Raw genomic sequence first — 26,010 nt, forward strand, 5'->3', positions numbered from 1 at the left:
ACCCTCGCAAGTGCAATCAAAAGTGCCTCAGTGGTATTCAAAGCGATTCACGCTCATCCCGCAACGCTTGGAGTCTGAATGAATCATCGGCTGCTGTTCGTTTGCCTCGGCAACATCTGTCGCTCCCCCGCTGCAGAAGGGGTTTTCCTGCATCAACTCAAAAGCCAAGACATGGAGAAGCACTTCGTGGTGGATTCCGCCGGCACCGGTGGATGGCACGTTGGCAGGCCAGCGGATTCGCGCATGCGTAGTGCTGCCCAGCAGCGAGGGATCCTTCTACCCAGCCGAGCGAGACAGATCACCCTCGAGGATCTGCAGACTTTTGATCTAATCCTGACCATGGACGCAGATAATTTGGCGACTGTTCAGAGCCTGGCCACCGAAGTCGGCCCTATGGCAACTGCCAGGATCGAGCCCATGCTCAGCTATGCCACCAAAACATCACTTGAAGAGGTCCCAGACCCTTATTACGGAGGAGATGCAGGCTTCGAGAAAGTTCTCGATCTGCTTGAAGACGCCTGTGAAGGCCTACTGATTGCACTCAGCTCCCAGGTGTAGGCCAAACCTCCTCGGGAACCTGCACTCGAAACAGATCGATCAAAGTCTCAATCACCTCCTCAATCGACATGCCGTCACTGATCAACTCAGTGGCATCTTCAGCTTGGCGCAAAGGAGCAACTTCGCGGGTGCTATCCATTCGATCACGTTCCTCGATTTGTGTTTCCAACTCAGCCAGATCAGGAACCGGGAAACCACGATTGTCCAGGTCCAGAGCGCGACGCCTGGCACGTTCAGCCGGGCTGGCGGTGAGGAACACCTTCAACTCTGCATCTGGGAAAACGGCCGTACCAATATCCCGTCCTTCAGCGACCAAACCGCCTCGTACACCCATCCTCTGTTGCTGAGCCGTCAAAGCCTTACGAACACAGCCGTGAGCAGCAACCACTGAAACCGAGGACGTCACTTCCGGCGATCTGATCGCCTCTGTTACGTCGTGACCATTGATCCGAACCTTCTGTGGTCCTGATTGAGATGGCTCAAGCTCAAGCTCAAGCTTCTCAAGGATGGTTTTGACTGCCACAGGGTCGTGCGGATCAACATCATGTTGCTGGGTCAACCAAGTGACAGCCCGATACATCGCCCCCGTATCGAGGTAGAGCAGGCCAAGCCGTTCAGCAAAGGCTCGTGTCACGGTGCTTTTACCAGCACCGGCAGGTCCATCTATAGCAACAATTGGCTGACGAGACATCAGAAAAGTGTGATCGATGAGACGAGTCTCCCCGCAACGCACAGCCGCCGCCAGAAGGCAAAGCTTGCGGCCAGCATGCAAAGGCTGCAGGTTAAACGCATCGACCGTTTCTACATACTCAACCTCCAAGCCAAGTTGCTCCCATGCGCACCGGAGCCCTGCAAGATCAACTGCTCGTCCATCCTGAGACTCCCGAGCAGCTCGAGCAAGTAGCTGAGGCAAGGCCAACGCCTGCTGGCGCTGTTGAGTCATGAGGTAACGATTACGGGAACTACAAGCCAAGCCATCTTCATCGCGCACCGTGGCGACCCCATGCACCCGCACGGGCAACCCCAACTGGGCAACCAAATGGCGCAGGATCACCAATTGCTGCCAATCCTTTTCGCCAAGCACAAGCACCTCTGGCCGAACTAGAGCCAAAAGGCGAGCCACCACCGTGACCACACCATCAAAGTGACCGGGCCTACTCGCCCCACACAAATGTGCCTGAAGATGAGAAGGAACCTGAATCCTGAACTGGGAAGAAGCCCCCCCAGGAAAAACCTGATCAACTGAAGGAGCCCAGAGTGCAGAAGCACCTGATCTTGATGCCAACTCACAGTCGGCCTCAAGATCACGAGGATAACTATCGAAATCCTCAGCAGGGCCAAACTGCAAAGGATTCACGAAAACACTCACCAACACAGCGGCTGGTTGAAGGCTGCCAAATCCTTGAACTGACTTGATCAGCTGGCCATGAGCGCGGTGCAAAGCGCCCATGGTGGGGACGAAATAAACCGAAGACTGCTGATGCTTACGCCATCGATGTAACTCAGCCGTTGAACTGAGAACAGAAAAACTCAGCGCAGCACCTCAAGACGCACTTGGGCAATACCACTCGATATCAAACCAAGCTCATGGGCAGCACCATGAGCAAGATCGATGACGCGATGAGCGATAAAAGGGCCGCGATCGTTGATTGTCACAACAGCTGAGCGATCATTCCAAAGGTTGGTCACCCTTACCTTGGTACCAAAAGGCAAGCTGCGATGAGCAGCTGTCATTGTGCCTGGCCTGAAAACTTCACCACTTGCAGTTCGGTTTCCGAAGAAGCCCGGGCCGTACCAGCTTGCTTCACCAGTGCTCACTTGAACAACAGTGGGAGTTGGCTTGACAGGTCTGTTGAGCTTTGCAACTGGAACGATTGGTAACGCTTGTGGTGTCTCAACAACTGAATCAACAGTTAAACCAGTAGCGACATCAGCACTGCCTTGATCTGAGCTGCCTTGATTGGCAGACAAAGGAGTCGCAAGAAGCGAGATTCGTTCAAGCAGAGCTTTCTTGACCTGTTCCCTGGTGACCTTTTTGTCGAGGTCAAGATCACGAGCAAAGGCTGGTAACAGTGCAGCACTGCTGGAGCAAACACCAGCAAGAACAAGAAGCGAAACGGAAAATTTCATTACTAGCAGACGACACTTGAATGAGGAGAAAAAATCATCCCCAGCAGGAATACGTCCTTCAACCAACCAAACTTCCCCAAACCGTACGAATTACATCCTCTCTTTAGGAGAGCTCGAACAGCACCTCCTCGTCAGATTGATGCAACTTTAACCAGCCAAATAACAGATCCTCACTGGACTTGCAAGGGGCAGAGCCATGCCACGCTGATCAGTCGCACTGATGCCATCCAGAGGCCCCGCTAATGCAAGACAGGACAATCACGACATTGGCTGAATGGAGGGCGGCAGAGGAGGATCTAGGGAGGGCCAGTCGAAACCATGGACTACAAGACCGCGGGCGTTGACGTCCAAGCAGGTAGGGCATTCATCGAGCGGATCAGATCTAGCGTGGAAGCTACCCACCGCCCAGAGGTGATCGGTGGCCTGGGAGGGTTTGGAGGCTTGATACGCCTCCCCGCAGGGCTAAAAAAACCTCTGCTTGTAGCAGGAACTGATGGGGTCGGCACCAAGCTCGCACTAGCTCAGCAACATCAAGCCCACTACGGAGTAGGGCTGGACCTGGTTGGAATGTGTGTCAACGACGTCATTACCAGTGGCGCTGAACCCCTCTTTTTCCTCGACTACATCGCCACCGGAACCCTCAGCCCAGAGGCCATGGCACAAGTTGTGGAAGGAATTGCAGAGGGCTGTCGCCGCAGCGGCTGTGCCCTCTTAGGCGGAGAAACCGCCGAGATGCCTGGGTTTTACGACCCAGGTTGCTACGACCTAGCCGGCTTTTGCGTAGCAGTGGTAGAAGAAGACGAGATGATTGACGGTCGCAAGATCAAGCCTGGAGATCAGATTATCGGTGTGGCCAGCAGTGGCGTTCATAGCAACGGGTTCAGTTTGGTGCGCAAAGTGCTCGCCCTTACTGAGGCCAATAAGAACACTCTCTTCGGATGCGACAACAAACCTCTAATCGAGACCCTGCTAACCCCTACCACTCTTTACGACCAGCTGGTAAAAAAACTCCTAAAAGCAAAAGTTCCACTCCACGGCATGGCACATATCACCGGTGGAGGCCTACCAGAGAATCTTCCCCGATGTTGTCCAAAAGACTTAGTTACCGCCATAGATCCAAGCAGCTGGACCAGACCAGAACTTTTTCAATGGCTCCAGGATGCTGGCCAGATTCCAGAACATGACCTCTGGCACACATTCAATCTTGGAGTGGGTTTCTGCCTAGTGGTCGCAGAAGAAGCAGTAAGTGATGCTCTGCAGGTTTGCAACGAACAAGCACTTCAAGCTTGGCCTATTGGTCAAATCGAAACTGCCTCTCCCTCAACCGAGGAGAGATTACGAGGGCTACCCAGCTAAAGCATTGCATCGCAAGGGTTCTTCAGTCGTAAGATATCTCTGACTAATTACATCGGACTTGTACGAGCCTATTCTCGAACCGATTTTCAGGCACGTGCTCAAGTAATATTTACCTATGCACGCCGAGAGAATATTTCGGCAACAGCGTCGTTAGATCTAACTTAAATCCAATGCCCTTTGATAGCCCCCAGCGCATAACGCGTCGCCGTAGCTCAGCAGGGCCTGTACCTCCAAGACGGCAAATCAATAGTGATTACGACGATCGCAACGCCCCCCACCGTCAAGGTCAGGGTCCTAGGCCAACCTTTTTAGCCCTGAGGGACCACGGCAAGGTTTATGTGGCAGACCTCCCCAATCTCTCTGACGGGCAACTGGTACACATCTGCAAAGAAGCTGAGGAAGTTCTTGAAAGCCTGGAGCGTCGCATCAGCGATCTCGAACGCGAAGCACACAACGGTTTCGGTGATAGCGACACCTTCATCAAGGCATCCACCAAACGAGATGTGACGCGTCGCTTCATCCGAGCCATCCAAGGTGAGCAAGAACATCGTCTCAGCAATCCAGCCCTACGCAGTGCGGCCGCTGAATCTCTGCCTCGCACGTTCCTCGAGATCTCACGCCACCGCTTGCCTGGAGCAACTTTTGATTCACTGCTTCAAGAAGCTTTGGCAGCCTGCGAACTGAAGGAACTTGACTCCGGCATTCTTCCAGAGGCACCCGTCAAGGTGGTCCCCATCCGCTCTACTGCAACCACTCTTCCGGTCGTGGTGACACCTGATCCAAATCTTCCCAGCTCAACCAGCGCCTAATAGGGGTTCATTACTCCAAATGGATTGCCGTCAACTGGCTAAGTACTGCCAACCGAGCTAATCAAAAGACTCTAGAAATTGCAACGTCTAGGCTGAGATGCTTGGCGCACTACTGTTTCACCAGCGCTCCCATCTGAAGGGGCATGATCACAAAATCGAATCAAATCGCCATCCTCGCAACCATGACGAGAACCGGCAAATCATCCGATCCATTTCACTCCAGAAAGCCTCTAAGGGGAAAGGAGGCAAAAGCAGATGACACCCCAGAGAATGGGGATGTCCTTTGTAACCACTGTCGGCGAACCGCAATTAATGGCATACGTTGTCTGGGAATGTGTGTCGCTGATAGCGACTATTAACTAGATGCGCACTCCGATTGTTCCCCTCTTACTGATCAGCCTGTCCATGGTTGCTGGAACAAGTTCGATCGCCGACCCACTCCAAGGTATTGGTCGCTTTGAAACGATTGCTAGCAAATGTCAATACAGATTGGGGAGCGGCTCTATGCAGACTTGCCATGTTGTTCAGATGGATCGCAAGACCGCGACAGTGACCGGGGTACGCTTCATCGGCCGAGGCGTAGAACACGGGTCCAGTCGGCATCTCACCTTTGTCGCCAACGCGCCGGATCAGACCATCCCATTAAGCTGTAGATCAGGCAGCTGCACCCTGAACGAAAAAAGATGGACAGCCATGGTGAGCAGCGTGGCAGAAAGCAAGTTTGATGGGCGAGGGATTGCAGAAGGACTGCCTCAAGCCTGGCCGGTAAAGGGTGATTGTGAGCTCTCTTTGAAACAACTCCGCTGCAGGGCACGGGCCATGAGTGGAGAGATCCTTACCGGAGAAGCCCAACTGTGAAAGACCAGTAAGAGCGGGCAACTTCAAGGCGAGGATCCATATAACTGGCTAGCGAACCTACCTGCAAGCTTGTCGATCCTGCTCATCACAAGAAGATCCAGGGCCAAATCCGGCTCGTTGTAGCTTTCGTGAAGGGAAAGGTTTGCCCCCTTTAGCAGTCAGAGAACAGCAATGATCCTTTCTAAGCAGTAAAGAAAGCGCTTAAGATAGCTCAGCAGAAGCAGCAGAACTCAGTGAGCAGAAGGGCATTAGACCTCTAGAACGGGTTAATTCAATCTGCACTAATACTGAATTGACAACTTCATTTTACAAGAGAGAATGAGAAGAGAGAATCCATGCAATTTGGCAAAGTGAAGACTTAGAAAACTTCAAGATTGATCAGCCAAAAGTGAACCAATATCACTCCCAAATTGCATTGTGCAGACAGCAAGAGCCCAATCTAGCGGCATGACTCTTTCACCCATTTAGCGGCGATTTCATCGCCCAATGCGGATGCCTCTCTCCAATCAGCACAAGCACCTGTTAGGTTGCCATCATTCTCTTTTGAAATTCCACGATTTAGGTAAGCAACCGCAAGTTGAGAATCAATCTCTAGCGCTTTATTGTAATCAGCAATTGCCGCTCGATTGTCACCTGATTTCCTATTTGCGACACCGCGATTGTTGTATGCAATAGCATGCCTGGCGTCAATTTCCAGAGCCTTGCTGTAATCATCAATCGCACCTTTATAATCCTCTAGTTCATCCTTCGCATTACCACGATTATAATATGCAAGAGCATACTGAGGGTCAATGATTAATGCCTTACTAAAATCTTCAATTGATCCCTGATAATCACCAATCCCATATTTAGCATTGCCGCTTTTAATATAAGCATTTGCATCATTCTCTTCCCCCTCGTTTCTTGCTGAGACCGCCACCCCGGCAACTCCCACAACAGCCGCAGAAACAATCACCAGGGGTTTTCCTACCCGAAAGAACGACAAGCCAACAGCAGTGACAGCAGCTGTGGCAACACCTACGGCAATGGCAGCAGTACGGCGTGGCATCGAGGTCATTATCCTATTGACTCAGCCTAGACAAAAGGAGCCCCCCTCCCAAGAGGGAAGCAATTTTTTGGCATCAAGATTAAAAAGGACACCCTCAACCGACGTCCTTAAACCCGAGACTAATTTTTTGGGCATCTACGACCTCAGACTGATAAGCAATTTCAAGCCGGGCGAAATCCAAGCTTCAGCAAACAAAGCAACCCCTCCCTCAGGTGCCTCCATTGCAGAAACGAACTGCTGCAGAGACGCTCATACCGCTGTCCCTTGTCTCTTCAATACAGGCATTAAAAAACTTTGCTTCCTGCTTAAGCGGATACAACTTGATCGCAATTGTCAAAAGAGCAAATGCTGTTATCCACCTTGCGGCTAAACCTCCAGCCCCAAATGCATACCAAAGGATCCGCCTACTACCGGAGGAGCTAGCGCATTTCTTGGACTTCTTGGATTTCTTACTCTTGCCATTGTTCTTTGCCATTGAATCAGTGATGATTAAACAAACACTAGGCTGTTCGAGCTCAAAGCAGCTTTAGGTCTACCAAAAGAGCGCCAGGATGGTAGAGCAAGACCAAATCAATAGTCCAAGCAGCACCTCATTCACTCCACAACAGCGTTGAATTTGCCTTGCTGAAATTGGCTTGCTTTCTCCAGACTGATCAGGTGGAAGTGGGCAGCTCACCAATCCCAACGAAAACCCAGGAAAGGCCTGATGCTTGGCAGGAATAAACAAAGATCCTAGATCGAGCTCTACCCGCTTCAGATCACCACGCAATCAAAGACACACCTGCAAGCAAGAGTGTTGTAACTACAAAACCAAGAGCAAAGACAATTGCCCCTATTCCTGTATTCCAATAAATAGACATGGTTAGCAACTCATCTCCTTTCTTTAAAGATTGATCTGGCGATGAGCCCAGCTGAAAAGACACATAGTCATTGATCCATACCTGTGTTGCTGATCGATAGGGTGATTCGGTTGTCACAAAATCGACAACCTCTATGACTCTCTCTTTAATTGTCGCTCGTGTCACTTATACAACCGCCCTTGCAATCAAGGTGATAGCAGCAAACAGAACCGCTGAAACGAGGAATCCAACCGCAAAAATACCTGCAACTATGCCTGTATTCAAATAAACGGAGACAGTCGCTAACTCCTGTCCTTTTTTTTCTGCCACTGATTTTTTCTCTGCCACTGGATGAAGCTGAAGGAATCAATATCCTATCGCCCCACCTCTTTGGATTACTTGTGACCTGCTCTGCAGAACCTTCGCTTGAGGACGGCAGGACTAGCAAGGTCTGTTCGGGCTCATCAAGAGCTCATCACCCTCCACCTGTATGTCCAATACCCTCATATGACAACAATCGACCCATGAGCCAATGTTCTGACCCTCCAAAGAGCAAGCAGGCCCACAAAAGAAGAAACGACAATCCACTGGCAATTGCTTTTACCTCAATGATCATGACCACCTCATTTGTGACAAGAGAGCTCAACCCGCGTTGAATGCTGTCTCTTGCACCACAACAGGTTCCCCCCCCATAAAGATAAAGAGCCTTAGGTTCAAGCCTGAAATAGAGCACCGCATCGGATGCCCTCAAGTACAGGCCTCATTTTCTGAGTATCTGCGTCATAGGACTCCTAAATCAATCCTGAGCATTCGGAATCAAAGCATCAGCAGGTAAAGCCGATCCCTTTGATTGACATTCAAGCGCTTAGGCAAAGACCCCCAGCGAGCACTTCATGTCAGAGCGCCGATCATCAAGCTGAGGCATTAAATGAAGCAGAGTGCTGCCTTAACTTTCACGAGGCCATCAGCACTAGGGGGAAAGAAGTTGGCAGACCACAACTGCAAATTGCTTTGGCAGCAATCGATGAAGGTAATGAATTGGTAGTTGTGCAGTTGAACCAACTAGAAAGAAACCAAGTGGAGGCGATTGCAAGGCTCCACGACCTTCAGAAGAAAGGCATCTATATCTGAACACCGGATGGTCTGATCAACACAAGAGCAATAGGTAAATTGACGCCAGTCCTTCTTGGACTTCTTTCTGGTCTTGCTGAAGTAGAGCATTCGCTGACCCGAGAAAAAACAGTTGAACACATTCAGCACCGCTTGAAAACAGGAGGAAAATTTGGAGGGCGATCCAAGAGAAATGCTGCAAAGGAGAGTTTGATACTGAGTTTGAGGGATGAAGGGTGCTCTTATCAGCCCATGAGAAAACAAACAGAACTTGCACTCTCAACAATCCTCAGGATTATCATGAGAAAGGAAGCATTAGCCGCATGAACCTGATCGAAGCACACAAGAGATCTATTGAACGTGAAAAGAAGAAGCTTGGGGTGTCTGACTATGGGTTGCTCTGGATTTCCTTCCTAAGAGGAGCATTTGTCGCCCTGATCATTGAGAGGTTAATCGTCCATTAATGAAAACAGTCTTACTTGGCCTCATCGTTGCCCTTCTCTGGTCTTCGCCTCAAGCAAGAACCACGACAGCCAATGGGCTCAGGATGGCGGCAAACTGGTTGGATCCAAAGGAGGAACCAACAAAGAGCCCCAAACACATAACAATCCCCAACCCTTTATATGTTGAGCAAGAATAAAAATAGAGCTCATTTCTAATTAAGAGATCAAAACTATTCAATGGCCTCTATAATGAGAGATCAACAAACTTCAAAAAAGGCGGCAGAGCAAAGAACACCCTCCTCCTACGCTGTTGAAATGAGAATTGTACTTCAACCATTTTCATATTTTCTCTTATTTCCTGCCCATTGAGCAAATAAGATCATGAGCGATGTTAGCTTAAGCACAGCTGGTTTATTGCCCTCATATGAAAGACGCTAATGAGCAAGTTTTAAGCGAAGAGAGCAAAGAGGTATGGAGAGATCATGTTCTTCAAGAAATAGTTAATTTTCTTGGGTCCCGCAAGGACGAAATTTATGAGAACTATGCCAAACAGAGCGAAGCAAGACTCTCCAAAGAAGTCATTGAGAATGAAGGCTTGATGGACTTTGAACTCGCGATTACTTTCCTACGAGACAAGAAAAAATGGTTTGGACTTGGCTCCGGTTTCTTCAAGGCTAATCTCATTCGTTAAGTTAATGGAATCGTGACAACGTTGGTTGAGAAGTAGCCCAACTCCCCTTCCGCTCCCCTTCCGCTTTTGCAGAGAACTAAGACGAGAACACGCCAGTTACTGCAACTTGTTTGGAGGACATTGTCGAAGGCGGCACCCAGATTCGAACTGGGGATAAAGGATTTGCAATCCTCTGCCTTACCACTTGGCCATGCCGCCGCCAGGGAGACTCAATTCCCTGCAGCGGATCGTATCAGCCACTCTGCTAGCTCTCTGCTCGTGATTTGCAACGGGCATGGCGAGGATCTGATTGCACTACGGGTATTGGAGGCCCTACATCGCAAATGTCCGAATCTGCCCATTGAAGTGCTTCCCCTCGTAGGGGTAGGACAAGCTTTTGAACATGCCTTAGCCGCTGGATGGCTCAAGCGCCTGGGCCCTTCAGCGCCCTTGCCAAGTGGTGGCTTCAGCAATCAAAGCTTGCGGGGCCTGATTGCTGATCTTGCCGCCGGACTCACTCTGCTCAGCTGGCGACAGTGGCGATGTGTGCGCCGCTCTGCCAAAGCCGGTAAAGCCATTCTGGCAGTAGGAGACCTGTTGCCCCTGCTCATGGCATGGAGCAGTGGTGGAACCTATGGCTTCATCGGCACACCGAAAAGTGATTACACCTGGAGAAGTGGACCAGGCCGGGCCTTGAGCGACCACTACCACCGTCTCAAAGGCAGTGAATGGGATCCCTGGGAATGGGCCCTAATGCGATCTTCGCGATGCCGAATGGTTGCCGTTCGTGATCATCTCACCGCCAGAGGACTACGACTGCACGGGGTCGCCGCAAAGGCGCCTGGGAACCCAATGATGGATGGATTCAAGGTCGAATCAATTCCTGCCGCCCTCAACCGATGCCGGCGACTGTTATTGCTCTGTGGAAGTCGAATGCCCGAAGCAGGCATGAATTTCAAGCGACTCCTTGAAGGCCTAGGCCAGCTCGATAGCGATTTACCGCTAGCAGTACTTGTAGCCTTTGGCTCCCAACCCAGCCTCAACCAGCTCGAAGCGATTCTCAGAACCGATGGATACCTACCATCCACCCCCCCCATCGACACCCTGGGAGCCAAGGCCTGCTGGGTCAAAGGTACACAGCTCTTGCTGCTCGGGCCTGGTCAATTCAACCGCTGGGCGGCCTGGACCGAAGTGGGCCTTGTCACTGCTGGAACCGCCACAGAACAACTTGTAGGCCTAGGCATTCCGGCCTTATCCATGCCTGGACCAGGACCACAATTCAAACGACAATTCGCCATGCGGCAAAGTCGCCTCTTGGGAGGAGCCGTACTTCCCTGTCAAAGCAAAGAAGAACTGGCAGACAGGCTGCAGAGACTGTTAAAAGACGACTCCCTTCGACAGCGATTAGGCAGGATTGGCAACAGACGAATGGGCACAGCTGGCGGCAGTGCTGCACTCGCAGCACTGATCTCACAGCTTTTATTAGGGCATACGAGAGCACCTAGGCAACGCTCTTTTGACACGCCATAGCGGATACTGAACGCTTGCAGCACCACTGCCATGGCGGCCATGCAGGACCATGCCTTAGTGAAAATCTGCGCCGAACTGGCCAGCCGCCTCAGCATTAGCCTTGCCTCGGCCCGAAGAAAGGTTGACCTGACAGCAAGTCGAGAGGAGGTTAGGGATCTTGAAGGCCGCAAGGCCATTGCCGAACGTCTACTTGAGGAAGCTCGCTCTCGACCAACAGAAGGAGAAAACACCTCAGGTTCTCAACTAGACCGACTTCTGGAAGCTGTGGCCAGTGAAGAGAACTTCATGGTTGAGGACTAAAGCCCACGACACTGGTCAATGTTCAAAGATCTGGGTAAATCGCAAACGATCCAGTTCCGCGATGACAGAAATGCAGCTGAAACAACGCTGAGCAATCTCCCAGCGCCCCTCACGTCGCAACATCATTTCTAGACGGTGCCTAGCCGGAAGCAGATATCGAGCATCGTTGGCTGCATAGGCCAACTGAACATCGCTGAGTTCCTCAACCCTTCCCCAATCACTGCTCTGGGCCTGCTTATCCAGTTCAACTCCAACCAACTCCATCACCACCTCCTTCAACCCATGGCGAGGGCTATAGGTTCGTGCAAGGCGACTGGCCACCTTCGTACAGAAAATGGGCAAAACGGAGATGCCCAATCCGCTAGCAAGTGCGGCCACATCAAAGCGAGCAAAGTGGAACACCTTTTCAACAGAAGGGGCCTCCATTAGCTTCTGCAAGCGAGGGGCAGAGGTCTGACCCAAACCGATCCGCACGCATGCCACATTGTCGGCAGGGTCACAAATCTGCACGAGACAGAGGCGGTCACGGCCATGAATAAGTCCCATGGCCTCAGTGTCTACCGCAATGGCAGATGCTCTGAGATATCGATTCGCCCAGTCTGAGTCGAGATCCCCATCGAAAACGACAAAGCTTGCAGGAGCTTGAGAAAAGTCGGCCATTAAGCAAATGGCGCAGGGCCAGGACAGATCCTCACCACTCTGAAGGGCCACAGCGCCGGCTTGCTCATTTTGCTGATTTGAAAACGGTGGCGAGACTGGGTTGAATCAGGCATGGTCACTCGCTCACCTTGAGCATCCGACGCATGCCCTCGCTGAACTGTCTGGCCGATATCAAGCAAGATTTTTTCTACCACCGCCACAGTTTCTCGATCGGGGAGCAACCGTCTACAGGTTGCTGATCTACTTGCTCAAGACAGTCAACTATCAAGCAAGAAGCTTGCATCAACTAGCGCTGAGGCAGCCACGCCATCGGCTTTCGAAAGGCATGCTGCAAAAAGCCCTGAATTTTCTAAAGAACTAAGCCCCATAAAGCAGCACCAAGCAACGCTGCCCAAAACCTGATCCAACCCAATCGCATGCTTCAGCTCCTCGCTTCAGCAAAGGCTGATGCAAAGCGACCGATAGAGCCCTGCCATGGCATCGTAAAGACCTAGAACAGATGGGTACATCAGCACCCATGCACGAACGCGATGCCGGCGGTCTTCTCCTCGACCCTGCTACTCACAGTGCTACTGGCCATCGGCCTGGTGTTCTTTCTGCGGGCAGCAAGTAAAGACCGAACCACGGTTGTAGATGTTCACTCACCGCGTCCCCCACTAGAGGTCCTCAATGGAATGATCCACTGGCTGGAGGAACGAGGCTGGAAGCAAGATAGTGGCGATGCTGATAGACAACTCCTTCGCTTCAGTGGAAGCGTTGCCTCCAGCCAATCGCTGGCAGTCCTGTTGTCCCTATACGCAGCAGTTGGTTCAGGCTGCCTTGGACTGGTTGTCCGCCAGCTTTATCCCCTACTGGACTGGTGGCCGCTTCTGCTTATTGGTCTGGGCCCACTCGCAGGATTGCTCTACAGCAATCGCGCCAACCGCATTGAAGCCGTTGAACTTCGCTTGATCAGCGCCAGCGACGACGAAGGCAGCACCCTGCGGCTGAGGGCCCATCGCGACGAACTGATTGCCATGGAATTGGAACTCTCCCAGCCCCTTGAGCTAGCTAGCGATGGCTCTCTTCTATCCTCTCCAATCTGAGTGATTTCAAATCTCAGCGGGAGAGGCAGGAGCCTATTGATTCTGAGCACAGCTTTCAGCTTGGGGGTCAGCTTGCTTGGCCAGGCCACTTCCGCAGAAGCACCATCTCCGCCAGCTATTGAATCTCCTTCAAGAACAGCACCGGCTCAATCACCGATTGCAGAGCTAAACACCGGTCCCCGCACGCGCTTAAGGGGCAATTGGGTAGGTCGCCAACCGGTGTCTCCCTCTTTAAAGATTGTTGTCATGGCAGGACACGCAGACTCTCAGGGGATGCATGGCTCAGGAACCCCAGGTGCTGCAGTTGATCAAAGGGGAGAAGCGCCGATGGATCCCCGCATGCGGGATGAACTCTTTTGGAACCGGAAAGTACGCGATGCAGTCGTTGCCCTCAGCAAGCAAAAAGGACTCAACATCATCGGCTACGACCCAGGAGCACTCTCAATTGCTAAAGCGAGTGATCCACGTACCAACTGGTCAGTAGCCCGCCGCCTTTCTAGGCAAGGCAACTACATCCTAGAAATTCACTTCGATGCCTACAGCCCGCATGGATATGGATCTGGACTGATCCCGGCCCTCAATCGCAACCTCAACCGAGTGGATGAAAGTCTTGCTCTGAGCTTCGGTCGATTTCCCAGACTCTTCCGGGGAGGCCTTGGTGGACCACGACGAGGGATCAGCATCCTTGAGATCGGAATGCTGGAAGGGATTCTGGAGGCCAATCTCCGCAACCCCAAAACCAGAGAAGCAACCATTCAAGCCATCGCCCTTCAAGTCACCGATGCTTTGATGCTGGGAGTACGTGGAAAGACGTCTTCTAATCCACCGCCTGGTGTGGTCGACAACGCTCCTCTAACGTCGAATCCTCAAACCAATTCTGAGGTCGAGTAAACAAATCAGTGAGCAAAGCCTCCCTTGAATCAGCTGGTGCGGCATATCCATACTCCCAACGAGCCAATGGTGGCAAAGACATCAAGATCGACTCAGTTCGGCCATTGGTTTGCAATCCGAAAATCGTGCCCCGATCCCAGACCAGATTGAACTCCGCATATCTCCCACGGCGATACAACTGGAATTGACGTTCTCGGTCGCCATAGGCCTGCTGCTGACGTTTCTCCACAATCGGCACATAAGCCGGCAAGAAAGCCTTCCCACAAGCCTTGGCTAGCTCAAATAACTGTTCCCAGCTCTTCGGATGAGGCCCTAAATCCCGTGAGACCTGTGCAGCTGGACCCTCAGGGTTTTGACCTTTGTAAAGCACTCCAGATCCATCCTGGTAGTCGTAAAAAATTCCACCCACACCACGGGTCTCACCACGGTGCTTCAGATAGAAATATTCGTCACACCAAGGTTTAAAGACCTTATGGAGCTCAGGTCCAACCGTATCGCAAGCCTGCTTGTGAACGCGATGGAAATGGCGGGCATCTTCCAGGTAGGGATAAAACGGCGTGAGGTCAGCGCCACCGCCAAACCACCACACCGGCCCCGCCTCGAAATAGCGGTAATTAAGGTGGATCGTAGGCACATAGGGATTGCGCGGGTGTAGCACCATCGAAGTGCCGGTAGCGAACCAGGGATGCCCCTTTGCCTCAGGTCGCTGATTCAGAATCGACGGAGGCAACTCCTCGCCGTGCACCTCAGAGAAATTAACGCCGCCCTGTTCAAAAACTCGGCCCTCACGCATCACCTTGGATCGCCCACCACCCCCTTCAGGCCGCTCCCAACTGTCAGTTCTAAAAGATTGGCCACCATCAAGACTCTCCAGTTCATTACAGATCTCATCTTGCAATCCGAGTACCAATTCACGTGCACGTTCGCGCGAGTGAGGAGGAGGACCTTGGCCAACATTCTCAGAAGCACCCATAACCTTGCCAATCAAAGCAGGAACCATACAGACAACAGTACTAGAATTGCGTTGTATTTTGCGCCAGAACAGCTCTGTTTTTGTGTCTTTTCAGATATCGCCCTTGAGAACTGTCACGAGAGTCCACACATAGGATCCTCTCACCTGAAGGAAAGGCATGGCCACAGCCGAGCAGGCACACAATGCGCTTGATCAAGTCAAGGATTCAGGCAGCGGCCGCTCGGCCATTGAAATGGGCTGGATTGACCAGGTCCGTGTCATTCCTCCTCGCGCCGTAATCCGCCTCACCTTGCCTGGATTTGCCCAAAGCCAAAGGGATCGATTGGCACAAGAAGCTCGACAAGTACTACTAGAGCTCAACGGCATCAGTGAGGTGCAGATTGAAATTGGGGAGACTGCCAGCCAGGGGCCTATAGGCCAGGCTGGCCATGGACAATCTGCCGAGCCCCAGGCCATCCAAGGGGTTCGGCAGATTGTCGCCGTAAGCAGTGGTAAGGGAGGTGTTGGCAAAAGTACCGTGGCCGTCAATCTGGCCTGCGCACTAGCCCAAGAGGGCCTAAGCGTGGGACTGCTCGATGCTGATATCTACGGACCAAATACTCCAACCATGCTTGGAGTCGCTGATCGCACACCTGAGGTCAGCGGCAACGGTGCTGAGCAATGCATCATCCCGATCGAAAGTCATGGGATAGCCATGGTGTCGATGGGTCTGCTGATCGAGGAGAACCAACCAGTGATCTGGCGCGGCCCGATGCTGAACGGGATTATCCGCCAGTTCCTCTATCAGGCCTACTGGGGGGAGCGGGATGTTTTGGTGGTCGATCTACCTCCAGGCACTGGCGATGCACAGTTGTCACTAGCGCAGGCAGTTCCCATTGCGGGGGTGGTGATTGTCACCACCCCCCAGAAAGTTTCACTGCAGGATGCTCGCCGAGGACTGGCAATGTTCAAGCAAATGGGCGTCAACGTGCTCGGCGTGGTCGAAAACATGACCGCCTTCGTACCCCCCGATCAACCAGATCGTCGTTACGCCCTATTCGGCTCTGGAGGGGGAGAGCAGCTGGCGATGGAAAATAATGTCCCTCTGCTGGCACAGATCCCTATGGAAATGCCTGTGCAAGAGGGGGGCAATGAAGGTAGCCCCATCGTTCATAGCCGACCCGAATCAGTGAGTGCCAAAGCCTTCAAGCAATTAGCCAAACAAGTTCTGGATTGCGCCTCCCAGGCCAGCTGACCATGCTTTCAAGCCAGAGGCGGCGACGCAATGGTGGCAAGTCCGTCCGTTCTAAGGGGCATCTACGCAGATGGTGGAAAGAACTGGATCTAGTGCTCTGGGGGGTGCCAGTGGCCATGGTGATCCTTGCGGGCATTCTGATCGCCAGCACTCAAAGACAGGCTGATTACGCCGACTGGTATCACCACTGGATCACCGCTGGATTGGGATGCTTGGTCGCTCTGTTGCTGGCCCGATTGCCACTCCAGAGACTTCGGCCGCTATTAATTCCCCTCTACGCACTCACGGTTCTGAGCCTGGTAGCCGTTCGCCTAATCGGCACCTCCGCCCTAGGCGCTCAGCGGTGGATCAGCATCGCTGGGGTGAATGTTCAGCCATCTGAATTCGCCAAACTGGCAGCAATCCTCCTTTTAGCAGCAGTACTCGACCGCCACCCGATAGAACGCCCCATCGACCTGATGAGGCCTTTGGCCGTGATTTCTGTGCCCTGGGCACTGGTCTTCCTGCAACCGGATCTCGGCAGTTCACTCGTGTTCGGCGCCTTGCTAGTGACAATGCTCTATTGGGCTGACATGCCCTGGGAATGGGTGCTGTTGCTCCTATCTCCTCTAGCCACAGCACTCCTTGCAGGGCTATGGCCTTGGACTCTCTGTGCATGGCTCCCTCTGATGGGTTTCCTGGCCTATCGCTCACTGCCATGGAAACGCCTGGCCGCTTCGCTCACTTTGGCGCTGCAAGGAATCGTGGCTGTTACCACCCCTTGGCTTTGGTTGCATGGCCTCAAGGACTATCAAAGAGAACGGCTGGTGTTGTTTCTCGATCCCACCAAAGACCCCCTAGGTGGTGGCTATCACCTCCTGCAAAGCACTGTGGGCATTGGCTCTGGCGGGCTATTTGGCACAGGGCTGCTGCAAGGTCAACTCACCAAGCTACGTTTCATCCCCGAGCAGCACACCGATTTCATCTTCAGTGCCCTAGGGGAAGAAACTGGCTTCATCGGGACCATCCTTGTCGTAACAGGCTTCGCGCTACTAATGGGACGCCTACTACAAGTTGCCAGAGAAGCCCGCACTGACTTCGAATCACTGGTTGTCATAGGCGTCGCCACGATGGTGATGTTCCAAGTGGTCGTGAACATCTTTATGACCATTGGCCTTGGTCCTGTAACTGGTATCCCCTTACCATTTATGAGCTATGGCCGCTCAGCAATGGTGGTGAACTTCGTAGCACTTGGACTCTGCCTTTCGGTGGCACGCCGAGGCCACACAAGACTCAACAACTGGTGAGCGATTCCATCTCGCTCACCACGATCCAACAACGGCTTGCAGAAGGTGTCCCTCCTGGCCGAGTCGATGAAGCCACCGTTCGACGTCTGTGGTGGGCAGCTCTGGACACCTTGCAAGACGACATCCTGCTGCCCATGGATCCTGAGAAGGGGCTTTGGCTGGCAGCACCCCTACCTGCGCTCTATGAGCCAAGACTGCTCGAACGCTTAAAAGGATGGGTCTGGGCACCAGACGAGCTCGAAACACTCCATTCTCCTCAAGGCGGCCTCTTGCCTCCCAGTCGCGTGAGGTCAATCCATGAGAGAAGCAATTCAGCCATCGGGGGCTATCAACGGTTACCACTGCGCCAAAACGATGGTCACGAGCCCCTTCTGCTGATCATTACCCCGGATGTTCAAATTGCCCTGGCCCTGCATGGCAAACCCGCAGAGCGCCATCTGTTAATGCGCAGTGATCCAGAAACCCTCAGTGATCTCTTGAAGATGCTGGACCTGAGACTGAACAGCGAAGACCCTGGCCATGCCATTGAGCTTCGTCAGGCTTTGGCAAACCTAGGACCTTTACAAAGCAACCCTGAACTAGAAAAAATCTTCTGGCCTCGACTTGCGGAACGGTTGGCAGGCATGGCCCCAAGTCTCACACTGCAACCGATTCCTGAAAGATCACACCCGGCCAAGTCCAGAGGAGAAGCCAATCAAGAAACGAGTGCTGAACTCATTCTGCTGGAGGCACTCACTCATGAGGTGCGAACCCCACTAGCCACCATCCGAACCCTGATCCACTCCCTGCTGCGGCGAAGTGACCTTCCTGGTGTCGTAGTCAACCGTCTCAAACAGATCGATGCTGAGTGCACTGAGCAAATTGATCGATTCGGCCTCATTTTTCATGCCGCAGAACTTCAGCGGCAGCCGCCAGAAGCGTCCATGCTCGCCCATACCGACCTCGGCGCCATGCTGACAATGCTTCATCCAGCCTGGCGCCAGCAGCTCGAACGCCGCGGGGTAGTGCTCCAGATCGATATCACCCCTGATTTGCCAGAAGTTCTTAGTGATCCAGGACGTCTTGAACCGATGCTGGGTGGATTAATTGATCGCACGAGCCGCGGCCTGCCAGCAGGTGGCAGCCTATCGCTCACGCTTCGCCCTGCAGGCCCCCGCCTAAAGCTTCAAATCCTCAGCCAAATACCAAATAATGAAGATCAAGGAGCCAGCAGTAGGGATCAAAAGGCTGCTCTAGGCCCAGTGCTGAGCTGGGACCCCAAAACCGGCAGCTTGCAACTCAGCCAAGCTGCAACCCAACGAATGCTGGCTAGCTTGGGTGGGTGGCTAACACAGCGTCGGGACAAAGGGCTCACAGTATTTTTTCCCATCGCTGAGGAAAAACTTTGAACTCCAAAACAAGCCACAATGTTGACGGGTGTGAAGCTTGCTGCCAAGCAGTGCCATAGGGCACAAAACGCAGTGCTACTTTTCACCAGTAACGGTATGCCGATTCTCGAGGTTACTCATGACAGCAACGGCGTTAACAGGTCAGTATCCCAAGTATCTAGGGAGCACCGGGGGCCTTCTAAATTCCGCTGAAACCGAAGAGAAATACGCCATCACTTGGAGCAGCTCAACAGCTCAGGTATTCGAACTACCCACTGGCGGCGCAGCTGAGATGAATGAGGGCGAGAACCTCATGTACTTCGCTCGCAAAGAACAATGCCTCGCATTAGGCACTCAACTGCGTACGTTCAAACCCAAGATTGAAGACTACAAAATTTATCGCGTCTTCCCTGGTGGTGACACCGAATTCCTGCATCCAAAAGACGGAGTATTCCCCGAGAAAGTCAATGAAGGGAGGGTTATGGTGAACGTCAACAATCGCCGGATCGGAGAAAACGCCAATCCAGCGAAATTAAAATTCAGCGGGCGCAACACCTACGACGCCTGAGTCCCTTTCGCCTGAAGGGTACGGGGATCTTCAACCACTCGGCACCAGCTGCGAAGATTCCCTCATGCTCAGCTCTGATCGTGCCCATTTCTTTGAGATGGCTGCTAGTGGTGCCAATTTCATTCCTTTGGCCCACAGTTGGCCAGCGGATCTGGAGACCCCTCTCACAACTTGGTTAAAAGTTGGGGCAGACCATCCCCCTGGGGTTTTACTCGAATCGGTCGAAGGGGGTGAAACTCTTGGGCGCTGGAGTGTGGTGGCCTGCAATCCACTTTGGACTGCCACCTGCCGAGGGGAACACCTCACACGTCGTTGGCGAGAAGGACGAACCGATGAAGCCATCTGCAACCCTTTTGAAGGCCTCAGGCAATGGCTTGCTCCTTATCGCACCGCAACCCTGCCAGGCCTACCCCCCCTTGGCCAGCTCTATGGAATGTGGGGTTTTGAACTGATCAAGTGGGTTGAACCCACAGTGCCCGTTCACTTAAGGGACAACAACGATCCGCCTGATGGCATATGGATGCTGATGGACAGCATCTTGATCATTGATCAAGTCAAACGCCTCATCACTGCCGTTGCATACGCAGACCTGAGTGGCGAGCAAACGGCTAACGAAGCTTGGGACAAGGCACAAGCACGCATTCAAGACCTAGAAAAGTGCATGGCGGAACCACTGGCGCCAATTCAGCCACTGCAATGGCAACCAAAAGGTCAATCTCCACCTTCCACCATCAGCAACTACAGCCAACAAGGCTTTGAAGAGGCAGTTCAAACGGCCAAGCAACACATCGCCGCAGGTGATGTGTTCCAGCTTGTGATCAGTCAACGGCTGGAGACCAGAGTTCCTCAACAGCCACTTGAGCTCTACCGAAGTCTGCGAATGGTGAATCCTTCTCCATATATGGCTTTCTTTGACTTCGGCGACTGGCAGCTGATTGGCTCAAGCCCGGAGGTCATGGTCAAGGCGGAGCCTGTCGCGGATGGCATTAAGGCCAGTCTTCGGCCTATTGCCGGCACGCGTCCGCGTGGCGGCAACGAACTTGAGGACCGCAATCTTGAAGCAGAGTTGATGGCCGATCCCAAGGAACGTGCCGAGCATGTGATGTTGGTTGATCTTGGCCGCAATGACCTTGGACGCGTTTGCAGGCCGGGCAGTGTGACGGTGAAAGAGCTGATGGTGATCGAGAAATATTCCCACGTCATGCACATCGTCAGTGCAGTGGAAGGTGTGCTTGCCAAAGGCAAGGATGTTTGGGATCTACTCATGGCCTCATTCCCAGCAGGCACTGTCAGTGGCGCCCCAAAAATCAGAGCCATGCAGCTCATTCATGAGCTCGAACCCGACTCACGAGGACCTTATTCAGGTGTTTATGGGTCCATCGATCTCAATGGTGCCTTGAATACAGCTATAACCATTCGCACAATGATTGTGCGGCCCCATCCTGAAGGCGGCTGGCAAGTCAAGGTTCAAGCAGGCGCTGGTGTGGTGGCCGATTCCATCCCCACCAAGGAATACGAAGAGACCCTCAACAAGGCAAGGGGAATGCTCACAGCCCTGGCCTGCCTCGAGTCCCAAAAGTCATGAATACCAGGCTGCTACTTAAGGGGTTCGAAGTGGAGCTGTTCACAGGACGCTTCAGTGGTGAGCACGTCGGCGTAGCTACTGCCGCAGCAAGCGATCTTGCTGATTTCGTCACAGAACCAGACCACCGAAATCTGGAATACATCACTGAGCCAAATCAACACTACGGCCCATTGAGGGAAGCCCTGTTGGCTCCGAGGCGAAGACTGCGGCAATGGTTGGTTCCACGGCAGCTCACATTGATTCCTGGTAGCACCCTCAGCCTGGGCGACAGTCATCACTTTGAACGATCTGATCCGCTCAACCCCTATCACGATTTGATTGAGGCCAACTACGGCACCAGGGTGGTTACCACCAGTGTCCACATCAACCTAGGGCTTGAAGATCTACCGCTGCTATTTGCTGCGCTGCGCTTGGTGCGTTGTGAAGCAGCCCTCTTTCTTGCCCTGAGTGCAAGCTCCCCCTTCCTAGATGGCCAGCCGACGGGAAGCCACTCTCAGCGATGGCTGCAATTTCCACTCACTCCAGAGCGGGTACCACTCTTCCAAAGCCATCCTGACTATGTCGCTTGGGTTGAAGCACAACTGGCCACTGGCACGATGCAAAATGAGCGTCATCTATGGACCTCAGTACGGCCAAACGGACCTCGCCGCCCCTATCAACTCAACCGTCTAGAGCTGCGCATCTGCGACTTAATCACCGATCCCGATGTTCTGCTTGCAGTGACTGCCCTAATCGAACTGCGCGTGCTCAGCCTTCTTCAGAACCCAAGCCAACTGGATCCACTCAAAGTGAGTCGACTAACCACCGATGAACTTGCTGATCTTTGTGATGCAAATGATTCTGCTGTCGCTCAAATGAGCCTGGACGCAACCCTGCACCACTGGCGAGATGGGAGCCCCATCCTTTGCCGCTCCTGGATCGAGACAATGCTCGAGGAAATCATTCCGATCAGTAGAGATCTGGGTCTGGAGAAACAACTTGCACCGCTGCATAGGGTCCTAAATAAGGGCAATCAAGCCATGCAATGGCTACAGAACTATGCCGATGGCAAGCCTGTGGAGGCTGTCATTCAAGACAGCATTGCCGAAATGAACGCCGAAGAGCTCAAAGCAAGCAAAGCCGAGGCCATTTTGGGATGATCATGGCCAAACCTGAGTCCACTAGCGCATCGATGCAGCAGTCTTCCGCCCAAAAGCCTGATTGCGATCAGCCCAGGGCAATCGGGGAAGGGCAGCAGGCAGGACGCTTACTGCAGAACCGCCTTGAACTGGTGGAAGACCTTTGGCAAACGGTGCTACGCAGCGAATGTCCACCGGATCAGGCAGAACGACTACTTCGACTGAAGCAACTCAGTGAACCTTTGGCCCTTGAAGGTGCAGATGAGAACAGTGCCAGCACAGCAATCGTGCTGTTGATCAAAGAGATGGACCTGGCAGAAGCGATCACCGCAGCACGCGCCTTCTCCCTCTATTTCCAACTGGTGAATATCCTCGAGCAACGGATCGAGGAAGACAGCTACCTCGAAAGTATGTCTTCTGGCAAAGAAAACAATCGCCAAGACAAACCCTATGACCCCTTTGCTCCACCGCTCGCCACGCAGACAGACCCAGCCACATTCAGAGAGCTGTTCGAACGACTTCGCCTTCTCAACGTGCCACCAGCTCAGCTGGAGACCCTTCTACAGGAGATGGATATCCGCCTAGTTTTCACTGCTCATCCCACTGAAATCGTCCGTCATACCGTTCGCCATAAGCAACGCAAGGTTGCAAGCCTGTTGCAACAGTTGCAATCAGATCCAACAAAATCGTCATCTGAGAAAGAAAGCCTGAGACTGCAGCTTGAGGAGGAGATCAGGCTCTGGTGGCGAACCGATGAGCTTCATCAGTTCAAGCCCTCCGTTCTGGATGAGGTGGATTACGCCCTCCACTATTTCCAACAGGTGCTTTTTGATGCCATGCCCCAGCTACGGCGTCGCCTGATCACTGCAATGGCCGAGAGCTATCCAGACGTACACATTCCACAAGCTGCCTTCTGCACTTTTGGATCTTGGGTTGGATCAGACCGAGACGGCAATCCTTCCGTTACACCAGAAATCACCTGGCGCACCGCCTGTTATCAACGTCAGCTGATGCTGGAGCGCTATGTCAATGCCGTTCAAAAACTCCGAGATCAACTCAGCATCTCCATGCAATGGAGCCAGGTAAGCACTCCACTGTTGGAGTCACTGGAAATGGACCGGCTTCGATTCCCCGAGGTTTACGAGGAACGAGCAGCCCGCTATCGACTCGAGCCTTATCGCCTCAAACTCAGCTACACCCTGGAGAGGTTGAAACTCACTCAACAACGCAACCAGCAATTGGCAGAAGCAGGCTGGCAAACCCCACCAGAAGGCCTCAACCCCAGTCCCAATCTAATTAATGCGGGAGAAGCCCTTCACTACAAATCAGTAGCAGAATTCCGCAGCGACCTGGAACTGATCCGCAACAGCCTGGTCAGCACAGATCTGAGCTGTGAGCCTCTGGATACCCTCTTAAATCAGGTCCACATCTTCGCTTTCTCACTAGCCAGCCTCGACATTCGTCAGGAGAGCAATCGCCACAGCGATGCTCTCGACGAATTAACCCGCTACCTAAACCTGCCTAAGGCCTATGGCGACATGGCAGAAAATGAGCGGGTGCAATGGTTAATAGAGGAACTACAGACTCGCCGCCCCCTGATCCCCTCTGCCGTTATCTGGTCGCCCAGTACAGCAGAAACGGTGGCCGTGTTTCGCATGCTGCACCGATTGCAGGAGGAATTCGGCAGCCGAATCTGCCGCACCTATGTGATCTCAATGAGTCACACAGTTTCCGATCTACTCGAGGTGCTGCTGCTAGCCAAAGAAGCCGGCCTCGTGGATCCTGCGGCTGGCCATGCTGAACTGCTTGTGGTGCCCCTCTTCGAAACCGTAGAGGATCTCCAGCGAGCTCCAGCAGTGATGGAGGCACTTTTAAATTCACCTGTCTACCGCAATTTGCTCCCTCGTGTCAGCGAACAGGTCCAACCTCTGCAGGAGCTGATGCTTGGCTATTCGGACAGCAACAAAGACTCCGGATTTCTATCCAGCAATTGGGAGATCCATCAAGCCCAAATTGCCCTGCAAGATCTAGCTAACCGCCAGGGTGTGGCTCTGCGCCTTTTCCATGGACGCGGTGGATCTGTTGGCAGAGGAGGTGGCCCTGCCTACCAAGCAATCCTTGCCCAACCAAGCGGAACCGTGCGCGGCCGAATCAAGATCACTGAGCAGGGAGAAGTGCTGGCATCGAAATACAGCCTGCCCGAGCTAGCCCTTTACAACCTAGAAACATTCACAACGGCCGTCCTGCAAAACAGTCTGGTAACCAACCAGCTGGATGCCACCCCAAGCTGGAACCAACTGATGACCAGACTGGCTGGTCGTTCACGTGAGCACTATCGGGCCCTCGTCCACAACAACCCTGATCTGGTGGCCTTCTTCCAACAGGTCACGCCGATCGAAGAAATCAGCAAATTGCAAATCTCCAGCCGTCCTGCTAGACGCAAAAGCGGCGCCAAGGACCTCTCTAGCCTGAGAGCGATCCCCTGGGTATTTGGCTGGACGCAAAGTCGATTCCTGCTACCGAGCTGGTTTGGCGTGGGAACAGCACTAGCCGCCGAAGTCGAATCAGACGCTGACCAGCTTGACCTTCTGCGCAGACTGCACCAACGCTGGCCCTTCTTCCGAATGCTGATCTCCAAGGTGGAGATGACCCTTTCAAAAGTAGACCTAGACCTGGCCCATCACTACATGACTAGCCTTGGCAGCGAGGATTACCGTGAAGCCTTTAACCGTATCTTCGAGATCATCGAAACGGAGTACAGCCTCACCCGCCGGTTGGTCTTAAACATCACAGGACAACCCAGGTTGCTCGGGGCCGATCCCGCCCTACAGCAATCAGTCGATCTTCGCAATCGCACGATCGTGCCCCTTGGTTTTCTTCAAGTGGCCCTGCTTCGCAAACTGCGTGATCAGAACCGGCAACCACCAATGAACGATGCTGGCGATGCTCGTACTTACAGCCGCAGCGAACTGCTAAGAGGCGCACTGCTCACCATTAACGGCATTGCTGCAGGCATGCGCAACACCGGTTGAAACCACCTTGCTTGCCTTTCTTCAACAGCCCGAACTCCCCCCCGGCTTCCGGCTAGACCTTGAACAGCCACCCAATCCTCAAGCACTCAACAAACTTCTCGCTCGTTGCAGAGAAGCCACTCACACTTCAGAGCAATGGGCCCTGGCCTTTGAGCGAAGCGTTTGGCATCTAAGCATTGTTGAACAAGAAAAAGGAACCCTGGTTGGTTTTGTGCGCGCCACAAGCGACCATGGCCTCAATGTCAACCTCTGGAATCTCGTCGCCCAACCCGGCTCATTGCAAGCACAATTGCTTGCAGTTCTCGTGCATCAAGCACTTGAAAATTTGCGCCGAATTCTGCCTGGTTGCAGCATCTCAATATTGGCACCTGCCATCTCCCTCAAAGCATTGAAGGATCAAGGCTTCATCGTTGATCCAGATGGCATACGAGCGATGAGTTATCGACTCCGCTAAGTCGTCGAGTCAACATCATTATCGGATCCTTCCTGCAGCGATCAAAACCACGCTTTTAACCCAAGCATGACGAGAGAACTCCAGCACTCTGACCATCTTTGCTTGA

The 26,010-nt window shown here is 53.0% G+C and carries 28 protein-coding genes and 1 tRNA gene; 19 read left to right on the forward strand and 10 right to left on the reverse strand.

Annotated features, from left to right (window positions below):
• Positions 1-78 precede the first annotated feature (78 nt).
• Positions 79-558, forward strand: coding sequence for a low molecular weight protein-tyrosine-phosphatase (locus SIB74_RS08330; RefSeq protein ID WP_011826849.1), 480 nt, complete (start codon positions 79-81; stop codon positions 556-558).
• Here SIB74_RS08330 and SIB74_RS08335 read toward each other — a convergent pair.
• Together SIB74_RS08335 and SIB74_RS08340 are read right to left on the reverse strand one after the other, a co-directional pair.
• Positions 542-2,092, reverse strand: a complete 1,551-nt coding sequence (locus tag SIB74_RS08335; RefSeq protein WP_074159105.1) for a bifunctional pantoate--beta-alanine ligase/(d)CMP kinase — start codon at positions 2,090-2,092, stop codon at positions 542-544. The genes SIB74_RS08330 and SIB74_RS08335 overlap by 17 nt on opposite strands.
• Positions 2,089-2,688: a septal ring lytic transglycosylase RlpA family protein gene (locus tag SIB74_RS08340; protein ID WP_041374904.1), complete on the reverse strand. Its 600-nt coding sequence runs from the start codon at positions 2,686-2,688 to the stop codon at positions 2,089-2,091. Before SIB74_RS08340 ends, SIB74_RS08335 begins: the two co-directional genes overlap by 4 nt.
• A gap of 318 nt (positions 2,689-3,006) precedes the next feature.
• On the opposite strand from SIB74_RS08340, the gene purM reads away from it, so the two are divergent.
• The 3 genes from purM (at position 3,007) to SIB74_RS08355 (ending at position 5,711) form a co-directional block, all read left to right on the forward strand.
• On the forward strand, positions 3,007-4,044 hold the full coding sequence (gene purM, locus SIB74_RS08345; protein ID WP_063395056.1) for a phosphoribosylformylglycinamidine cyclo-ligase: 1,038 nt from the start codon (positions 3,007-3,009) through the stop codon (positions 4,042-4,044).
• Between the two features lie 170 nt (positions 4,045-4,214).
• Positions 4,215-4,853 carry a hypothetical protein gene (locus SIB74_RS08350; protein WP_063395055.1) on the forward strand — a complete coding sequence of 213 codons (639 nt, stop codon included), beginning with the start codon at positions 4,215-4,217 and terminating at the stop codon, positions 4,851-4,853.
• Between the two features lie 363 nt (positions 4,854-5,216).
• Entirely contained in the window at positions 5,217-5,711 is a 495-nt protein-coding gene (locus SIB74_RS08355) for a hypothetical protein (protein WP_063395054.1), read from the forward strand.
• A gap of 439 nt (positions 5,712-6,150) precedes the next feature.
• On the opposite strand, the gene SIB74_RS08360 is transcribed toward SIB74_RS08355, so the two are convergent.
• The 4 genes from SIB74_RS08360 to SIB74_RS08375 form a co-directional block, all read right to left on the reverse strand.
• Complete coding sequence (locus SIB74_RS08360; protein WP_063395053.1) at positions 6,151-6,768, reverse strand: tetratricopeptide repeat protein; 618 nt, start codon at positions 6,766-6,768, stop codon at positions 6,151-6,153.
• A 749-nt stretch (positions 6,769-7,517) separates the two neighbouring features.
• Positions 7,518-7,784 carry a hypothetical protein gene (locus SIB74_RS08365; protein WP_063395050.1) on the reverse strand — a complete coding sequence of 89 codons (267 nt, stop codon included), beginning with the start codon at positions 7,782-7,784 and terminating at the stop codon, positions 7,518-7,520.
• On the reverse strand, positions 7,785-7,946 hold the full coding sequence (locus tag SIB74_RS08370) for a hypothetical protein (RefSeq protein WP_155724717.1): 162 nt from the start codon (positions 7,944-7,946) through the stop codon (positions 7,785-7,787).
• Between the two features lie 127 nt (positions 7,947-8,073).
• Positions 8,074-8,349 carry a hypothetical protein gene (locus SIB74_RS08375; RefSeq protein ID WP_156486025.1) on the reverse strand — a complete coding sequence of 92 codons (276 nt, stop codon included), beginning with the start codon at positions 8,347-8,349 and terminating at the stop codon, positions 8,074-8,076.
• 95 nt (positions 8,350-8,444) lie between these two features.
• Here SIB74_RS08375 and SIB74_RS08380 point away from each other — a divergent pair, with 95 nt between their 5' ends.
• The 3 genes from SIB74_RS08380 to SIB74_RS08390 all read left to right on the forward strand — a co-directional run bounded on the left by SIB74_RS08380 (position 8,445) and on the right by SIB74_RS08390 (position 9,842).
• Entirely contained in the window at positions 8,445-8,729 is a 285-nt protein-coding gene (locus tag SIB74_RS08380) for a recombinase family protein (RefSeq protein ID WP_231905977.1), read from the forward strand.
• Between the two features lie 39 nt (positions 8,730-8,768).
• Positions 8,769-9,035 carry a hypothetical protein gene (locus SIB74_RS08385; protein WP_231905976.1) on the forward strand — a complete coding sequence of 89 codons (267 nt, stop codon included), beginning with the start codon at positions 8,769-8,771 and terminating at the stop codon, positions 9,033-9,035.
• A gap of 540 nt (positions 9,036-9,575) precedes the next feature.
• On the forward strand, positions 9,576-9,842 hold the full coding sequence (locus SIB74_RS08390) for a hypothetical protein (RefSeq protein WP_063395048.1): 267 nt from the start codon (positions 9,576-9,578) through the stop codon (positions 9,840-9,842).
• Between the two features lie 127 nt (positions 9,843-9,969).
• On the opposite strand, the gene SIB74_RS08395 is transcribed toward SIB74_RS08390, so the two are convergent.
• Positions 9,970-10,040, reverse strand: a tRNA-Cys gene (locus SIB74_RS08395).
• 54 nt (positions 10,041-10,094) lie between these two features.
• Here SIB74_RS08395 and SIB74_RS08400 point away from each other — a divergent pair.
• Positions 10,095-11,351, forward strand: a complete 1,257-nt coding sequence (locus tag SIB74_RS08400) for a lipid-A-disaccharide synthase-related protein (RefSeq protein ID WP_063395047.1) — start codon at positions 10,095-10,097, stop codon at positions 11,349-11,351.
• Positions 11,352-11,381: 30 nt separating this feature from the next.
• Positions 11,382-11,651 carry a hypothetical protein gene (locus tag SIB74_RS08405; RefSeq protein WP_063395046.1) on the forward strand — a complete coding sequence of 90 codons (270 nt, stop codon included), beginning with the start codon at positions 11,382-11,384 and terminating at the stop codon, positions 11,649-11,651.
• A gap of 15 nt (positions 11,652-11,666) precedes the next feature.
• Here the strand turns inward: SIB74_RS08405 and SIB74_RS08410 are convergent, their stop codons facing one another.
• Both SIB74_RS08410 and SIB74_RS08415 read right to left on the reverse strand, forming a co-directional pair.
• Positions 11,667-12,311, reverse strand: a complete 645-nt coding sequence (locus SIB74_RS08410; protein ID WP_063395045.1) for a ribonuclease D — start codon at positions 12,309-12,311, stop codon at positions 11,667-11,669.
• Positions 12,311-12,532 (reverse strand): hypothetical protein, encoded by a 222-nt coding sequence (locus SIB74_RS08415; protein ID WP_063395044.1) that lies wholly within the window; start codon positions 12,530-12,532, stop codon positions 12,311-12,313. Before SIB74_RS08415 ends, SIB74_RS08410 begins: the two co-directional genes overlap by 1 nt.
• 309 nt (positions 12,533-12,841) lie before the next feature.
• On the opposite strand from SIB74_RS08415, the gene SIB74_RS08420 reads away from it, so the two are divergent.
• Both SIB74_RS08420 and SIB74_RS08425 read left to right on the forward strand, forming a co-directional pair.
• Positions 12,842-13,396, forward strand: a complete 555-nt coding sequence (locus tag SIB74_RS08420) for a cofactor assembly of complex C subunit B (RefSeq protein WP_063395043.1) — start codon at positions 12,842-12,844, stop codon at positions 13,394-13,396.
• A gap of 36 nt (positions 13,397-13,432) precedes the next feature.
• The gene (locus SIB74_RS08425) at positions 13,433-14,287 is read left to right on the forward strand and encodes a hypothetical protein (protein ID WP_063395042.1); all 855 of its coding nucleotides are present in this window, start codon (positions 13,433-13,435) and stop codon (positions 14,285-14,287) included.
• On the opposite strand, the gene hemF is transcribed toward SIB74_RS08425, so the two are convergent.
• Positions 14,214-15,287, reverse strand: coding sequence for an oxygen-dependent coproporphyrinogen oxidase (gene hemF, locus SIB74_RS08430; RefSeq protein WP_063395041.1), 1,074 nt, complete (start codon positions 15,285-15,287; stop codon positions 14,214-14,216). The genes SIB74_RS08425 and hemF overlap by 74 nt on opposite strands.
• A gap of 130 nt (positions 15,288-15,417) precedes the next feature.
• Here hemF and SIB74_RS08435 point away from each other — a divergent pair, with 130 nt between their 5' ends.
• From SIB74_RS08435 to SIB74_RS08470, 8 genes are all read left to right on the forward strand, one after another.
• Positions 15,418-16,494, forward strand: coding sequence for an Mrp/NBP35 family ATP-binding protein (locus SIB74_RS08435; protein ID WP_063395040.1), 1,077 nt, complete (start codon positions 15,418-15,420; stop codon positions 16,492-16,494).
• Positions 16,495-16,496: 2 nt separating this feature from the next.
• Positions 16,497-17,780, forward strand: a complete 1,284-nt coding sequence (rodA, locus tag SIB74_RS08440; protein ID WP_063395087.1) for a rod shape-determining protein RodA — start codon at positions 16,497-16,499, stop codon at positions 17,778-17,780.
• Complete coding sequence (locus SIB74_RS08445; RefSeq protein WP_156486024.1) at positions 17,777-19,168, forward strand: HAMP domain-containing histidine kinase; 1,392 nt, start codon at positions 17,777-17,779, stop codon at positions 19,166-19,168. Before rodA ends, SIB74_RS08445 begins: the two co-directional genes overlap by 4 nt.
• Positions 19,169-19,286: 118 nt before the next feature.
• Positions 19,287-19,715 (forward strand): photosystem I reaction center subunit II PsaD, encoded by a 429-nt coding sequence (locus SIB74_RS08450; protein WP_063395038.1) that lies wholly within the window; start codon positions 19,287-19,289, stop codon positions 19,713-19,715.
• 64 nt (positions 19,716-19,779) lie between these two features.
• The gene (locus tag SIB74_RS08455) at positions 19,780-21,300 is read left to right on the forward strand and encodes an anthranilate synthase component I family protein (protein WP_063395037.1); all 1,521 of its coding nucleotides are present in this window, start codon (positions 19,780-19,782) and stop codon (positions 21,298-21,300) included.
• Complete coding sequence (gene gshA / locus SIB74_RS08460) at positions 21,297-22,439, forward strand: glutamate--cysteine ligase (RefSeq protein WP_063395036.1); 1,143 nt, start codon at positions 21,297-21,299, stop codon at positions 22,437-22,439. Before SIB74_RS08455 ends, gshA begins: the two co-directional genes overlap by 4 nt.
• Positions 22,436-25,450 (forward strand): phosphoenolpyruvate carboxylase, encoded by a 3,015-nt coding sequence (ppc, locus tag SIB74_RS08465; protein ID WP_197463248.1) that lies wholly within the window; start codon positions 22,436-22,438, stop codon positions 25,448-25,450. The genes gshA and ppc overlap by 4 nt, the downstream gene beginning before the upstream one ends.
• Positions 25,422-25,904: a hypothetical protein gene (locus SIB74_RS08470; protein WP_011826878.1), complete on the forward strand. Its 483-nt coding sequence runs from the start codon at positions 25,422-25,424 to the stop codon at positions 25,902-25,904. Before ppc ends, SIB74_RS08470 begins: the two co-directional genes overlap by 29 nt.
• The last annotated feature ends 106 nt before the right edge of the window (positions 25,905-26,010 follow it).

The sequence above is a fragment of the Prochlorococcus sp. MIT 1306 genome (assembly GCF_047304515.1).
GTDB classification, from domain to species: domain Bacteria; phylum Cyanobacteriota; class Cyanobacteriia; order PCC-6307; family Cyanobiaceae; genus Prochlorococcus; species Prochlorococcus marinus_D.

Bases quoted from the DNA above. Each gene is read 5' to 3' on its own strand.
- rodA (WP_063395087.1), top strand. From the start codon at position 16,497: ATGCTTTCAAGCCAGAGGCGGCGACGCAATGGTGGCAAGTCCGTCCGT.
- purM (WP_063395056.1), top strand. From the start codon at position 3,007: ATGGACTACAAGACCGCGGGCGTTGACGTCCAAGCAGGTAGGGCATTC.
- hemF (WP_063395041.1), bottom strand. From the start codon at position 15,287: ATGGTTCCTGCTTTGATTGGCAAGGTTATGGGTGCTTCTGAGAATGTT.
- SIB74_RS08410 (WP_063395045.1), bottom strand. From the start codon at position 12,311: ATGGCCGACTTTTCTCAAGCTCCTGCAAGCTTTGTCGTTTTCGATGGG.
- SIB74_RS08405 (WP_063395046.1), top strand. From the start codon at position 11,382: ATGGCGGCCATGCAGGACCATGCCTTAGTGAAAATCTGCGCCGAACTG.
- SIB74_RS08450 (WP_063395038.1), top strand. From the start codon at position 19,287: ATGACAGCAACGGCGTTAACAGGTCAGTATCCCAAGTATCTAGGGAGC.
- SIB74_RS08330 (WP_011826849.1), top strand. From the start codon at position 79: ATGAATCATCGGCTGCTGTTCGTTTGCCTCGGCAACATCTGTCGCTCC.
- SIB74_RS08360 (WP_063395053.1), bottom strand. From the start codon at position 6,768: ATGACCTCGATGCCACGCCGTACTGCTGCCATTGCCGTAGGTGTTGCC.
- SIB74_RS08455 (WP_063395037.1), top strand. From the start codon at position 19,780: ATGCTCAGCTCTGATCGTGCCCATTTCTTTGAGATGGCTGCTAGTGGT.
- SIB74_RS08350 (WP_063395055.1), top strand. From the start codon at position 4,215: ATGCCCTTTGATAGCCCCCAGCGCATAACGCGTCGCCGTAGCTCAGCA.
- SIB74_RS08340 (WP_041374904.1), bottom strand. From the start codon at position 2,688: ATGAAATTTTCCGTTTCGCTTCTTGTTCTTGCTGGTGTTTGCTCCAGC.
- gshA (WP_063395036.1), top strand. From the start codon at position 21,297: ATGAATACCAGGCTGCTACTTAAGGGGTTCGAAGTGGAGCTGTTCACA.
- ppc (WP_197463248.1), top strand. From the start codon at position 22,436: ATGATCATGGCCAAACCTGAGTCCACTAGCGCATCGATGCAGCAGTCT.
- SIB74_RS08390 (WP_063395048.1), top strand. From the start codon at position 9,576: ATGAAAGACGCTAATGAGCAAGTTTTAAGCGAAGAGAGCAAAGAGGTA.
- SIB74_RS08435 (WP_063395040.1), top strand. From the start codon at position 15,418: ATGGCCACAGCCGAGCAGGCACACAATGCGCTTGATCAAGTCAAGGAT.
- SIB74_RS08420 (WP_063395043.1), top strand. From the start codon at position 12,842: ATGCCGGCGGTCTTCTCCTCGACCCTGCTACTCACAGTGCTACTGGCC.
- SIB74_RS08355 (WP_063395054.1), top strand. From the start codon at position 5,217: ATGCGCACTCCGATTGTTCCCCTCTTACTGATCAGCCTGTCCATGGTT.